Origin of the sequence: Microbacterium sp., assembly GCF_031178445.1 — a bacterium.
Classification (GTDB): Bacteria; Actinomycetota; Actinomycetes; order Actinomycetales; family Microbacteriaceae; genus Microbacterium.
On the sequence record NZ_JAPSIY010000004.1, the window covers coordinates 178,763 to 192,259 of the forward strand.

The following is a 13,497-nucleotide window of genomic DNA, read 5'->3' on the forward strand; positions in this document are numbered from 1 at the left end:
GGAATCTGGTTCTCCGGATCATGCGGCACAGCCATCCCCAGTGGTGTCGATTCCAGCGTCCCCAGCGCTTCGACAGTCGCCGCTCTGAGAGCCAGAGGGCCCTCTCGAGTTCCCCAGTCCCCAATGGAGGATTCGAGAGGGCCCCATCACGTCCGCAGGGGCACGCTCTCCTAGGCTGGACTCATGGCGAAGAAGAGACCTGCCCGCAAGCGCCCCGCTCCCGAGGACTTCCGTTCCGAAGCGCTCGCACAGGCGCTCGAGAAGCAGGACATGGCGGCTGTCGCCCTCGCGCTGCGCAACGGCAACACCGTCGTGCCGCTGATCAAGCCCGGTGCGCGCGACAACCCGCTCGACGGCGGAGAGGTGTGGACCTACCGCGACCCGAACACCGGCGACGTGGCCCTGCTGCTGTTCAGCGACGCCACGAACAAGCCGGCGAACCTCCCGCCCGGGGTGGGCATCTACTCGCCGGCGTGGCTGAAGTCGTTCCTCAGTTCGCACCGTGACACGATCACCACCGTGTTCCTCGACATCGCCGGCCCTCATCCCATGCAGGCGCCGCCGTCCGAGCTGCTCAGAGCCCTGGAGACCTGATGCCGCAGTACCGTGCGGTCTTCGACGCCGAAGTGACGTTCGCCAACGACGGCGCGCTTCAAGCCCAGGGGTTCCGCGTGGATCTGCCCGGACCCGACGCCACCGACGAGGAGATCGGGCGCCTGTTCGTCACCTCGCTCGACCTGCTGATGGCGGCCACCGTCGAGGTGCGCAACGTGCGGATCATCGAGGAGGCGCACAAGGGCACCAGGGGCGGACCGAGCGATCCTCGCCGCACCTGAACCGCCGCGAACCGCCGGGGCGCCCACGCGATCAGAACGCCGGGATCTCCTCCTCCGCGCGACGCGCCGTCGCCCGCGAGCGCACGTCCGCCAGAGCGGAGCGCAGCGTCTTCGAACGATCGTCGACCACCTGGCTGTATCCCAGCCGGGCGGCCTCGCTGCGCCGCTGCGCGGCCTGAGTGACCGGCCGGATCTCGCCCGCCAGTGACAGCTCGCCCACCGCCGAGACGGTGCGCGGCACGGAGAATTGGCGGATCGAACCGGCGACGGCGACGGCGATCGCGAGATCAGCGGCGGGCTCGGTGAAGCGCACCCCGCCCACGGTCGACACGTAGACATCCAGCTTCGAGGTCGCGATTCCCGCCCGTCGTTCGAGGATCGCCAGCACCATCGCCACGCGCGACGAGTCCAGTCCGTGCACCACCCGCCGAGGATTCGGCGCGTTCGATTCGATGGTGAGCGCCTGCACTTCAACCGGCATGGCTCGCCGGCCCTCGAGAGCGATCGCGACGCAGGTTCCGGGCTCGGCGGCGCCCTGCGAGAGGAACAGCCCATTCGGATCCGGCACCTCGGCGATGCCCGCACCGGTCATCTCGAAACAGCCGACCTCATCGGTCGGTCCGAAGCGGTTCTTCAGCGCGCGGATGAAGCGCAGCGCGGTCTGACGATCTCCCTCGAAGTGGCACACCACGTCGACCAGATGCTCCAGCACGCGGGGCCCTGCGACCTGGCCGTCCTTCGTGACGTGACCCACGATGATGATCGGCAGATCGCGTTCCTTGGCGATGCGGATCAGCGTGGCGGCGACTTCGCGCACCTGGCTGGGCTGCCCGGCTGAGCCGTCGACGAGGCCGGAAGACACCGTCTGCACGGAATCGACGATCACCAGTTCGGGGCGCACCTCGTCGATGTGGCCGAGGATCGTGGCGAGATCGGTCTCGCTCGCGAGATACAGATCATCATGCAGCGCGCCGGTGCGCTCGGCGCGCAGACGCACCTGGGCCGGCGACTCCTCGGCGCTCGCGTAGAGCACGCGTCGTCCGGCACGGGCGGTGGACGCGGCGACCTCGAGCAGCAGCGTCGACTTGCCGACGCCGGGTTCGCCGGAGAGCAGGATGGCAGCGCCGGGAACGATGCCGCCGCCCAGCACGCGGTCGAACTCTCCGACGCCGCTCGTGCGCCGCGGAGCATCCGCCGTGGTGATCTGCGTGATGGGGCGAGCGGTGCGCCCGGGGGCGGGTGTCACGGCATCGAGCTGGCGGACAATGCCCGTCTTCGCGGCCTGCTCCTGCACGGTTCCCCACTGCTGGCATTCGCCACAACGGCCCACCCACTTCGCCGTCGTCCAGCCGCATTCCGTGCAGACGAAGGCGGGTGGTGCGGGTTTGCGGGTGGCCATGCTGCAAGGGTATCCGCGCCGTACGACATCCGTTCGCCGGAGCATGATGCACCCCCGCTATCACGGGCATCCGGCATTCCTATCGTCATCGGGGCTTTTTCACTGTCCGAAACCCCTGCCGGGCGACACCACCGGCCGATAATGGAGGCAGAGCAGGCGGCGGTCCCGGCCCGGGGCCGATCCCACCCCGCGCAGCGCCGCGCCCCACCTCTTCCGGACGAGAGCGAGGACACGTGCATGGAATGGCTTGACCCCCTGGCGCTGTCGCGGTGGCAGTTCGGGCTGACCACCATCTACCACTACCTCTTCGTGCCGCTGACGATCGGCATGGCGACCGTCGCGGCGATCTTCCAGACCGCGTGGGTGCGCACCGGCAAGGTGCACTACCTGCACCTCACACGGTTCTTCGGCAAGATCTTCCTCATCAACTTCGCGATGGGCGTCGTGACCGGCATCGTGCAGGAGTTCCAGTTCGGCATGAACTGGTCGGACTACTCCCGGTTCGTCGGCGACGTGTTCGGCGCCCCTCTCGCCTTCGAGGGGCTGCTCGCCTTCTTCTTCGAGGCCACGTTCATCGGGCTGTGGATCTTCGGGTGGGACAAGCTGCCGCAGAAGCTGCATCTCGCCACCATCTGGTGCGTCTCGATCGGCAGCACCCTCTCGGCGTACTTCATCATCGCTGCCAACGCGTTCATGCAGAACCCGGTCGGCTACGAGTACAACCCGGTGACGAACCGCGCCGAGCTGGTCGACTTCTGGGCGCTGCTGACCAACCCGGTCGCGCTCGCCGCGTTCCCGCACACCATCTTCGGCGCGTTCATGTTCGCCTCCGGTGTCATCATCTCGGTCTCGGCATGGCACCTCGCTCGAGGCCAGCACACCGACGTCATGCGGGTGTCGATGAAGTTCGGCCTGTGGGCGATGCTCGTCTCCACCGCGGGCGTGGTGCTCACCGGCGATCAGCTGGGGCTGGCGATGTACGCCACGCAGCCGATGAAGATGGCCGCGGCCGAGGCGACGTTCAACACGGTGTGCGGAAAGGACGCCGCGTTCAGCCTGTTCACGCTCGGCACGCCGGACGGCAAGACCGAGCTGTTCAGCATCCGCGTGCCGTATCTGCTCTCGGTGCTGTCGAATCACACACTCGACGGCTGCGTGCACGGCATCAACGACCTCAACGCCGAGTACGTCGACCGGTTCGGCGAGGCGACAGGGCTCACCGACTTCACCCCGGTGCTGTGGATCACCTACTGGGCGTTCCGCTGGATGATCGGCCTCGGCATGCTGCACGCCTTCATCGCGCTGGTCGGACTGTGGGTCACCCGCAAGAGCGCGAAGACGACGCCCGCGCCGTGGATGTGGAAGATCGCGATCTGGTCGTACCCGCTGGCGCTCGGCGCCAACATCGTCGGCTGGGTCTTCACCGAGATGGGGCGCCAACCCTGGATCGTCTTCAGCCTGATGACCACGCAGGACGGTGTCTCGCCGGGGGTGAACGGGGTCGACGTGCTGATCTCTCTCGTCGCCTTCACCGCTATCTACGCCGCGCTCGCCGTGGTCGAGATCCGCCTCATCGTCAGGGCCGCGCAGAAGGGCCCAGACACCACGGAGACCCACGACGAGGCCGCCCCTGTGCCGTCGGTCGTCTACTGATCGGAAGGACTGCTCATGGACCTCTCCTACCTCTGGTTCTGGCTCATCGCCTTCTTCTTCGTCGGCTACTTCGTGCTCGACGGGTTCGACTTCGGCGTGGGCATGACGCTCCCGTTCCTCGGCCGCGACGACATCTCGCGCCGGCAGGTGATCAACACGATCGGCCCCATCTGGGATCTCAACGAGACGTGGCTGATCGTCGCGGGCGCGTGCCTGTTCGCGTCGTTCCCCGAGTGGTACGCCTCGCTGTTCAGCGGGTTCTACCTGCCGCTGCTGATCATCCTGCTGGCGCTGATCCTGCGCGGGGTGTCGTTCGAATACCGGCATCAGCGTGAGGATGCGGCCTGGAGGGCCCGCTTCGACCGCATGATCGTGATCGGCTCGGTCGTGCCCGCATTCCTGTGGGGCGTCGCCTTCGGCAACATCGTGCAGGGCGTGGCGCTGAACGCCGATCACGTCCACGTGGGCGGCGTCTTCGCACTGCTCAACCCGTACGCGCTGCTCGTGGGCGTCACGACGTTGATGCTGTTCTTCCTGCACGGCGTGTACTTCGTCGCGCTGAAGACCGACGGGCGGGTGCAGGCGGATGCTCGTCGTCTGGCGAAGCTGGCGGCCGGTCCGACTCTGCTCGCGGCCGCGGCGACGGTGATCTGGACGGCGCTGCTGGCCTCCGGCCGCGACGCTCCCGGGCTGTGGGCGGTGATCGCAGCCGGCGTCGTCGCTGCGGTCGCGCTGCTGGTCTCGGTGGTGCTCTCCGTGCGGGAGCGGGACGGACGCGCGTTCGCCGGGGGAGTGGTCGCCGTGCTGTTCGCCGTGGTGATGCTGTTCGCCGCGCTGTTCCCGTACGTACTGCCCTCGACCATCGCCGAGGCGAACAGTCTGACGATCGAGAACGCGTCGAGTACGCCGTACACCCTGCAGATCATGAGCTGGACGGCCCTGGTCGCCCTGCCGCTGGTGATCGCCTACCAGTCGTGGACATACTGGGTGTTCCGCAAGCGCGTCACCCGCAGGTCGATCGAGGCGGCGCCGGCCCACGCATGAGCCAGGTGTGCGGTCACCATTCGCGGACTTCGTCCCAATCTGCGGAGGGATTCGGTGAGAACGTGGGCAGATCGGGACGGCATCCGCTGAACGGGCGCCGCTCATGAAGCCGGTCGACCCCCGGCTGCTGCGGTACGCGCCCTCAGCCCGCCGGTACCTGGCGGCATCCGCTCTGATCGCGATGGCGCAGACGGCCGTGACCATCGCCTTCTCGTGGCTGATCGCCGACGGCATCACGTCGGTCGTCGAGGGCCGAGGATCGGATGCCGCGACGCCGGCCTTGCTCGCTCTGATCGTCGTCGCGCGCGGCGTCCTGCTGTGGGCGTCGGAGGCGTGGGGGTCGGCAGCCGCCGCGAGGGCGGGTGCTCAACTGCGCGCGGCGCTGCTCGCGGCGATCGGCCGGCGCGGTCCGGCGTGGCTGGCGAATCGCAACCAGGCGGCTCTCGCGGTCACGGCGGGGCACGGGCTCGATGCGCTCGACCCGTACTTCTCTCGCTACATCCCGCAGCTGGTGCTCACCGCCGTCGCCACGCCGGTGATCGTCGGGGTGATATGGCTGTCGGACTGGCCGAGCGGCCTGACAGCGGCGCTCACTCTGCCGCTGATCCCGCTGTTCCTCGTGCTGATCGGTCTGGCGACGCGCGGTGTGCAGCGCCGCCAGCTGCAGGTGCTGCAACAGCTCGCGGCTCGCTTCACCGACACGGTGCAGGGCCTGTCGACCCTGCGGATCTTCGGCCGGGAGCGTCGCGCTGCCGCGCGCACCCGTGACACCGCAGACCGGTACCGCACCGAGACGATGCGCGTGCTGCGGTACTCGTTCCTGTCGGGTTTCGCCCTTGAGCTGCTGTCGTCCCTTGCCGTCGCGCTCATCGCGGTGGCCGTCGGCTTCCGGCTGCTCGCGGGCGACATGGAGCTGGGGGTGGGCCTGTTCGTGCTGCTGCTCGCCCCCGAGGCGTTCCTGCCGCTGCGTCAGGTCGGAGTGCAGTTCCATGCCGCGGCGGAAGGTGTCGCCGCGACCGAGCAGGTGTTCGAAGTGCTCGAGGCGGAGGATCGCTGCGCCGTCGGCTCGGAGGAGGCGGAGACCTCCCGGAGCGCCGAGGTCGGTCGCGAGACGGCTCCGGTCTCGCCCGCTCGCGACATTTCAGGAGCCGCGGGGATGCTGCAGGTGCGCGAACTGCGGGTGCGGGGGCTGCCTCCGGTATCGTTCGACGCGACGCCTGGCACGATCACGCTCATCGAAGGGCCGAGCGCGTCGGGCAAATCGAGCCTGCTGGCGGCGCTGCGGGGAGCGGCGCCTTTCTCCGGCGAAGCACGCCTCGACGACGTCAACGTCCGGCTGCTCGAACCGGCGGACTGGCTGGCCTGGGCGGGTCAGCGACCGGGATTGCTGCAGGGCAGCATCGCCGCGAACGTCGCCCTGGGCGATCAGCGGCCGGATGCTGCGCGGGTCCGCCGCGCGCTGGACACGGCGTGCGCATCGGGCCTGGATCCGGCGACGGTGCTCGGTGTGCAGGGCGGGGGGCTTTCCGGCGGTCAGGCGCAGCGCGTCGCCGTCGCCCGCGCGCTGTATCGCACGGGCACGCGCGGCATCCGTGTGCTCGCACTGGACGAGCCGTCCAGTGCGCTCGACGCCGACACGGAGGGGCGACTGTGGACCTCGCTGCGCGCGACGGCAGACGCCGGCATGACCGTGCTGCTCGTCTCGCACCGCCGCTCGGCGCGCGAGGTCGCCGACTCCGTCGTCGAACTCGGGGTGCCGGCATGAGTGCGGTGCGCACGACTCCAGGACGTCTGCAGGAACTCAGGGTGCTCGGCGCCTTGCGATCCGTCAGAATCGCGTTCGTCCTTCAGACTCGGGGCGCGCAGGCCGATCGGATGCCGTCATGATGGGCGCGAACACTCGCGGCATCCTGCGGCAGGCGATGCCGCCGCTTCGCCGCTTCGCGCCCGGGCTGATCGCCGGAGTGCTCTCGGGCGCTGCGGCGATCGGGTTGCTGCTGGTCAGTGGTTGGCTGATCGTGAGCGCCTCGGTCGTCGACTCGCTCGTACCGCTGTCGATGGCGGTCGTCGGCGTGCGCTTCTTCGCGGTGTCGCGCGCCGTGTTCCGCTACCTGGAGCGGCTCGCAGGGCACGACGCGGCGCTACGGCAGCTCGCTGAGCTGCGCTCTGGCATCGTGCGCAGACTCATCCCGTTCTCCCCTGCGGGCCTCGGAGCCACCGACCGCGGAGCGGTGCTGTCGGCGCTCGTCGACGACGTCGAGAACCTGCAGAATCTGCCGCTGCGCGTCGTGCAGCCGCTGGTCACAGGAAGCCTGGTCGCTCTCGCGTCGATCGCCGTGATGGCGATCGTCTCGCCGGCCGCCGCGCTGGCGCTCGCGGTGTGCCTCGTCGTCACCGTCGCCATCGCCGTGCTGATCGGCTGGGTGCTGGGTGCCCGTGCCGAGCGGCGGGTCGCGGCCCGGCGGTCCGAGCTGTCGGCCGCGCTGGTCGACTACCTCACCGCACTGGATGTCCTGATCGCCTACGGCGTGGAGCCAGACGCCCGCGAGCGCATCCGCGTTGCGGATGCGGATCTTCGCCGCACGGTCGGTCGCGCGACCCTGGCTCAGTCGCTTTCGGCTGCGGTCGTCTCGGCCGCGGCGGGGGCCGCCTCCATCTGGGCGCTGGCGGTCGCGGTGCCGGGGGCGCCCGGCGGTGCGTCCGACGCGGCGTGGTTCGCCGTGGCCGTGTTACTGCCGATGGCCGTATTCGAGGTGTTCTCCGTGGTGCCGCAGGCGGCGGCCTGGTGGCGGGGAGTGGCGGCGAGCGCCGAGCGGATCGACGGGGTGCTCCCCGACGCGATCCCTGCAGAGCTGAGGCGCGACGAACCGGAGGCGGTAGAGGGCTCGGCCGGCGGCGGCCCGGCGCTGCGACTGCGGGGCATCCGGGCATCCTGGCCCGGCGCATCCCGGCCCGCGCTCGACGGCGTCGACCTCGATGTCGCACGAGGGGAACGCGTGCTGGTGACCGGCGCGAGCGGTGCGGGCAAGTCGACGCTCGCCGCCGTCTTGGTCGGCTTCCTGGCACACGAGGGCCTGTACGAGGTCGACGGCACTGCCGCCAGGAGCATCCCCGGTCCTGCCCTGCGGGCAACGGTGGGCCTGTGCGAGCAGACGCCGCAGCTGTTCGACGAGGACCTTCGCCAGAATCTGCTGTTCGCCCGCGACACCGCGACCGATGACGAGCTGCTCGACGTGCTCGACCGCGTCGGCCTCGGCGACTGGGTGCGCAGGAACGGCGGGCTCGATTCGCGTGTCGGCGACAGGGGCGCACTGGTCTCGGGGGGCCAGGCGCAGCGCATCGCGCTGGCACGTGCCCTTCTGCGGGGCTTCCCGGTGCTCGTCCTCGACGAGCCGACCGCGGGAGTCGATCCTGAGGCGTCCGACGCCCTGCTGGCAGACCTGCTCTGTGCGGCCGGGGAGCAGACCGTCGTACTGATCTCGCACGTCGCTCCGCCCGACGGAACGGTCGATCGAACTCTGCGGATCGCCGACGGGCGCACGGTCTGAGCGCTCTCACGGCTGCCGTCCTGCGCAAGCGCCGACCTTCGCCGTCAGTCAGTTGAGTGGCGCCGGAGGCTCCATGACGATGCCGTGCGCCTCGAAGGCCAGGCGGCGCTCCTCGATGCGGCGATGCATCTCGGCCTGCGCCTCGGCGACGAGTGCCTCGGGCAGGTCGACGGAGCGCGGATTCGGGTCGCCGTTGCCATCGGCGATGTAAGCGTCGAGCTCGGGACCGGACGTCCACGACGTGATGAGCGCGTAGCGCGGAGCGCCGCCGCGATGCCACACGGCATGCCAGAAGCGCTGGGTGTCGACGATGATCCGGGAGCCGGTCGGCAGGGGAAGGCGCACCTCGGTCGTCGGATCGAAGCGGTCTGAGCGCAGGATGAGGAGTGAATCGGCGTCGTCGGTCAGGTTGCGCCAGGAGCGCACCACCCAGCCGGTTCCGTCGTCGTTGAGACGGTTGTTGTCGTCCTGATGCAGGTTGTAGATCGCGTCAGCGTAGGTGTTGGGCTGCAGCTCGATCACCCGGCAGCGACCGACGTTCGCGTCCGGTTCCAGGGCGAGCCTCTGCAGCGTGGGAGCCTTCTCGATCTGTGAGCGCACCCAGACGCCGTCCTTGTCGGCGCGTGGCGGCGTGTGATTCCAGAAGCCGTTGCACTCGAGGTCGCCGGCGTAGCTGGCCAGTGGTGCGAAACGGGTGATGCCGGAGGAGCGCCAGCCGATGTACTCCAGGTCGAGCCATTCCGATGGGTCGACCGACCGTTCGTCGCGATCGAGCACGACGTAACCGGTGGCGCTCAAAGCGGCCGAGGTGAGGAATCCCATCGCGATCTCCGTTCCGGCATCCGTACTGAGGCGATCCTAATCCGTCTGCGTGTGGGGTCGGTGAGCCCGGCCGTGAGCGAGAAGCGCGTTCGCGCGGCCTAGCCTGGAGTCATGACCCAGCCTCAAGGTGCGCTGCTCGTCGGCAGCGTGAACTATGACGACGCCGAGAAGACCATGCGAACCGCTGCGGAGGTGCTCGGCGACCGGCTCAGGCGCATCCCGGATGGCGAGGTGGGCAAGAGATTCCACTGGATCATGTTCCAGCCCGACGTGCTCGGGCAGGCCGAAGGGATCGAGCGCGTCGGCGAGCAGCCGATCCCGTTCGGCGCGGGGCTCGACGCCCGCCCGTTGCGCATCGCGGACGGCGTGGATGCAGCCCCCATCCAGCTGCCGTCACTCGGATACGCGGATGCGGCGATCTCGTCGTACTCGGTGTTCTCGCGACTCCGCGAATCCGGCGACGTGCCGCAGGGCGTGCGCTTCCAGGTGTCGCTGCCCACTCCCGTGGCCGTCGTGTCGTCGTTCTTCTCCGGTGAGGATCGTGCAGCCATCGAGCCGGTGTACGCGGAGGCTCTCCTGCGCGAGCTGGCACGGATCCTCGATGCCATCCCGCATGGCGACCTCGCGATCCAGTGGGACGTCGCCAGTGAGCTCGGCATCATCGAGCGTGCCTCCGGATACGGCAAGACGATGGAGGCCTGGTGGGAGGGCGACCCCTTCGACGGGCTCGTCGCGCGGCTCGTGTCGCTGGTCGATGCCGTACCCACCGGGGTCGAGGCGGGCGTGCATCTCTGCTACGGCGACGCGGGGGAGCGGCACTTCATCGAGCCGACGGATGCCGGACCGCTGGTGCGCTACGCGAACGCCGTGATCGCGGCATCCACCAGGCGGCTGGACTGGCTGCATCTGCCCGTGCCGATCGACCGCGACGACGATGCCTACTTCGCACCGCTGGCGCAGCTCGCGCCCGTCGCCGAGCTGTACCTCGGCCTGGTGCACCGCGAGGACGGTGCAGAGGGTGCGCGCCGGCGCATCGCGGCCGCATCCCGCTTCGTCACGGACTACGGTGTGGCGACGGAATGCGGCATCGGCAGGGCGCCCCGAGGAACGACGGAGGCGATCCTGCACACGCACGCCGAGGTCGCCGCAGCCTGGTGACCCGCGTGCGCGCATCTGCGTGGCCGGCAACCTCCGGATGCCGCTGTGCTCGCGGGCTCCTCCCCGGGTAGCATGTGCCACATGACACATGTTGGAGGTGCAGCGTGAGCGGCTTCGGCACGCTGCTCGCGCCCGCCGAGAGCCTGCGGGAGCAGGTCGAGAATCAGCTGTCCTCCCGCATCGTGTCGGGAGAGATCCCGCCGGGGCAGGTGCTCACGGTGCCCACCCTCGCCGGAGACTTCGGCGTGAGCGCGACACCGGTGCGCGAGGCGATGCTCAATCTCGCCCGCCGCGGGTTCCTGCGCCCGATCCGAAACCGCGGATTCGAGGTGACCGAGGTCTCGGATGATGAGCTCCGTGAGCTCGGAGAGGTGCGGACGCTGCTCGAGGCGCCGCCCATGAGGCAGATCGCGGGCACTCTGACCGACTCGGTCGTCGCCGAGCTGCGCGCGCTGGCAGATGAGATCGTCGAAGCCGGGCGGGACGGCCGGTTCGCCGAGTATCTCGCCGCCGACACGGCGTTCCATCTGCGCATCCTCGAGATGGCGGGTAACCGCACGCTTGTGGAGGTCGTCCGCGAGTTGAGGCAGCAGACGCGCCTCGTCGGGCTGGCGCACTTGGCCGAGACCGACGCGCTGATGTCGACCGCGCTCGAGCACGGTGAGCTGGTCGACATGCTGGTGGCCGGCGACGGCGAAGGTGCCGAGGCTCTCATGCGGCAGCACATCCGGCATGTCGGCGGCGTGTGGAGCGGACGCGACGAGCACTGAATGACGCGCTGACCGATCGTTCGGTCACGGATTCATCTCGGCTGTTCCGTTTCGACGACCCACTGAGTAATGTGTCACGTGCTATCCGGTCGCAGTGCAACGAAGCATCCAGGAGGTCCATCACATGAACACCCGAACCCCGCGCCTCGCGCGCGCACTCTCGCTGGCAGCAGCGGCCAGTGCGATCATCCTCACCGCAGGCTGCTCCGGTGGTCTGGCAGGCGGCGGTGACGACGGCGGGTCCGAGGAAGGGCCCATCAAGCTCGGCATGCTCGCTCCGTTCTCGGGAAGCGAGTCCGCCTTCGGCGACTACATGCAGAACGGCGCGCAGCTCGCCGTCGACGAGATCAATGCGGACGGCGGAATCGACGGACGCGAGCTCGAGCTGGTCGTCGAAGACGATGCGTGCGACGCGACCGCGGCCGTGTCCGCGGCGAACAAGCTGGTCACAGAAGGCATCGTCGCGTCGGTCGGCGGATACTGCTCGGGCGCCACGCTGCCCACGCTGCCGATCTTCGACGAGGCCGGCATCCCCATGGTCATCCCGGCGGCGAACTCGAACGAACTCGTCAAGCAGCAGCTGCCTGGCGTGTTCCTCATCAACGGCACCGGCACCCAGCAGGCCGAGGCAGCGGTGACGTACGCGCAGAAGAGCGGTGCCACCACCGTCGCCACCATCGACGACGCCACGGCGTACTCGGCCGACCTGGCGAAGTCGTTCGTCGAGCAGGCAGAGGCCGCCGGGCTCGAGGTGTCGTTCGAGGCCACCGTCACGCCGGGTGAGAACGACTACGCGGCCGTCGCCACGCAGCTCGCCTCCGAGAAGCCCGACCTCGTCTACTGGACCGGCTACTACCAGGAGGGCGGTCTGATCGTCCGCCAGGCGACGGACGCCGGCTACGAAGGGGCGTTCCTCGTGGGTGACGGCTCGGTCGACGCCAAGTTCGCCGAGATCGCCGGCAACGGGTACACCGAGCACGTGCTCGGCACGTTCACGCAGACGCCCGACATGATCGAGGGTGCCGAGGACTGGATCGCCGACTACGAGGAACTCGCGGGCGGCAAGCCCGGGCCGTACTCGACCCAGTCGTACGATGCCGTGCGCGTGATCGCCGAGGCGATCAAGGAGGCGGGCAGCACCGAGTTCGACGAGGTGGTCGCCGCACTCGAGGGGCTGAAGGACTTCGACACCTTCGCGGGACCGCTGACCTTCACCGAGGACCACACGCTCTCCGGCGGTGGATTCGTGATCGTCGGCATCGACCCGGCGACGGGCAGCTTCGTGCTCGAGGACGACCTTCAGGGCTGATCGACCAGGCGGGGCGGCGCGAGCCGCCCCGCTCTCGTCGTCCCTCGACGCGGAAGGACATCCTCAGTGATGCAACTCATCTGGAACGGCCTGATCGTCGGCTCGTTCTACGCCCTGGTCGCCCTCGGGTACAGCATGGTCTACGGGATCATCAAGCTGCTGAACTTCGCCCACGGTGACATCTACATGCTCGGCGCGTTCGCCGGCTTCGCGGCCATGTCGGCCTTCGGCATCTCGAACGAGACCTCCATCCCCCTGCTGCTGGTCATCCTGCTGCTCTCGATGGTCACGACGGGGCTGATCGGCGTCGGCATCGAGCGCGTCGCCTATCGGCCGTTGCGAAAGAGCCCACGGCTGGCCGTGCTGATCACGGCGATCGGCGTCTCGTTCACCCTCGAGTACGCGGTGCGCCAGATCTTCGGCCCCAACCCCGAGGCGTTCCCGGTGCGACTCGCCTCGAGCGGCTTCGACTTCGCCGGCATGCGTATCACCGCCTCGCAGATCGTCCTCGTCGTGATCGCTGCGGGACTCATGCTCGTGCTGGCCCACATCGTCGAGCGCACCCGTCAGGGTCGCGCGATGCGCGCCATCGCCCTCGACCCGCAGGGCGCCCAGCTGATGGGCGTCAACGTCAACCGCGTTATCGCCACCGTGTTCTTCATCGGCTCGGCGCTGGCGGGCGCCGCCGGTGTCATGGCGGGGGCGTACTACGGCTCGATCGACTTCCTGATGGGCTTCATCATCGGGCTGAAAGCGTTCACCGCAGCCGTCATCGGAGGCATCGGCAACCTCTACGGCGCCATGCTCGGCGGGCTGCTGCTGGGACTTCTCGAATCCTTCGGGTCGGCCTGGTTCGGCGGCGAATGGCGAGACGTCTTCTCGTTCGCCTTCCTCATCCTGTTCCTCACTTTCAAACCGACCGGGCTGCTCGGCGCCCGCGTCGTCGAGAGGATGTGAC

Annotated in this window: 12 protein-coding genes; 10 read left to right on the forward strand and 2 right to left on the reverse strand. The window is 69.0% G+C overall.

Features of this window, described 5'->3' with window-relative positions; all coding sequences use genetic code 11:
* Positions 1-183 precede the first annotated feature (183 nt).
* Together RIN43_RS07520 and RIN43_RS07525 are read left to right on the forward strand one after the other, a co-directional pair.
* Positions 184-594, forward strand: a complete 411-nt coding sequence (locus tag RIN43_RS07520) for a dehydrogenase (protein WP_309128284.1) — start codon at positions 184-186, stop codon at positions 592-594.
* Positions 594-836, forward strand: coding sequence for a hypothetical protein (locus tag RIN43_RS07525; RefSeq protein WP_309128285.1), 243 nt, complete (start codon positions 594-596; stop codon positions 834-836). Before RIN43_RS07520 ends, RIN43_RS07525 begins: the two co-directional genes overlap by 1 nt.
* Before the next feature lie 31 nt (positions 837-867).
* Here the strand turns inward: RIN43_RS07525 and radA are convergent, their stop codons facing one another.
* On the reverse strand, positions 868-2,235 hold the full coding sequence (radA, locus tag RIN43_RS07530; RefSeq protein WP_309128286.1) for a DNA repair protein RadA: 1,368 nt from the start codon (positions 2,233-2,235) through the stop codon (positions 868-870).
* A gap of 237 nt (positions 2,236-2,472) precedes the next feature.
* Here radA and RIN43_RS07535 point away from each other — a divergent pair, with 237 nt between their 5' ends.
* From RIN43_RS07535 to cydC, 4 genes are all read left to right on the forward strand, one after another.
* On the forward strand, positions 2,473-3,888 hold the full coding sequence (locus RIN43_RS07535; protein ID WP_309128287.1) for a cytochrome ubiquinol oxidase subunit I: 1,416 nt from the start codon (positions 2,473-2,475) through the stop codon (positions 3,886-3,888).
* A gap of 15 nt (positions 3,889-3,903) precedes the next feature.
* Positions 3,904-4,932, forward strand: a complete 1,029-nt coding sequence (cydB, locus tag RIN43_RS07540) for a cytochrome d ubiquinol oxidase subunit II (RefSeq protein ID WP_309128288.1) — start codon at positions 3,904-3,906, stop codon at positions 4,930-4,932.
* A gap of 103 nt (positions 4,933-5,035) precedes the next feature.
* Positions 5,036-6,697 (forward strand): thiol reductant ABC exporter subunit CydD, encoded by a 1,662-nt coding sequence (cydD, locus tag RIN43_RS07545; RefSeq protein WP_309128289.1) that lies wholly within the window; start codon positions 5,036-5,038, stop codon positions 6,695-6,697.
* A 121-nt stretch (positions 6,698-6,818) separates the two neighbouring features.
* The gene (gene cydC / locus RIN43_RS07550) at positions 6,819-8,480 is read left to right on the forward strand and encodes a thiol reductant ABC exporter subunit CydC (protein ID WP_309128424.1); all 1,662 of its coding nucleotides are present in this window, start codon (positions 6,819-6,821) and stop codon (positions 8,478-8,480) included.
* A 48-nt stretch (positions 8,481-8,528) separates the two neighbouring features.
* Here the strand turns inward: cydC and RIN43_RS07555 are convergent, their stop codons facing one another.
* On the reverse strand, positions 8,529-9,302 hold the full coding sequence (locus tag RIN43_RS07555; protein ID WP_309128290.1) for a hypothetical protein: 774 nt from the start codon (positions 9,300-9,302) through the stop codon (positions 8,529-8,531).
* 111 nt (positions 9,303-9,413) lie between these two features.
* Between RIN43_RS07555 and RIN43_RS07560 the strand changes: the two genes are divergently transcribed.
* The 4 genes from RIN43_RS07560 to RIN43_RS07575 all read left to right on the forward strand — a co-directional run bounded on the left by RIN43_RS07560 (position 9,414) and on the right by RIN43_RS07575 (position 13,496).
* Positions 9,414-10,460: a hypothetical protein gene (locus RIN43_RS07560; protein WP_309128291.1), complete on the forward strand. Its 1,047-nt coding sequence runs from the start codon at positions 9,414-9,416 to the stop codon at positions 10,458-10,460.
* A 104-nt stretch (positions 10,461-10,564) separates the two neighbouring features.
* Positions 10,565-11,230: a GntR family transcriptional regulator gene (locus tag RIN43_RS07565; protein WP_309128292.1), complete on the forward strand. Its 666-nt coding sequence runs from the start codon at positions 10,565-10,567 to the stop codon at positions 11,228-11,230.
* A gap of 124 nt (positions 11,231-11,354) precedes the next feature.
* The gene (locus RIN43_RS07570) at positions 11,355-12,539 is read left to right on the forward strand and encodes a branched-chain amino acid ABC transporter substrate-binding protein (protein ID WP_309128293.1); all 1,185 of its coding nucleotides are present in this window, start codon (positions 11,355-11,357) and stop codon (positions 12,537-12,539) included.
* A 69-nt stretch (positions 12,540-12,608) separates the two neighbouring features.
* Positions 12,609-13,496 carry a branched-chain amino acid ABC transporter permease gene (locus RIN43_RS07575; RefSeq protein ID WP_309128425.1) on the forward strand — a complete coding sequence of 296 codons (888 nt, stop codon included), beginning with the start codon at positions 12,609-12,611 and terminating at the stop codon, positions 13,494-13,496.
* Position 13,497 lies beyond the last annotated feature (1 nt).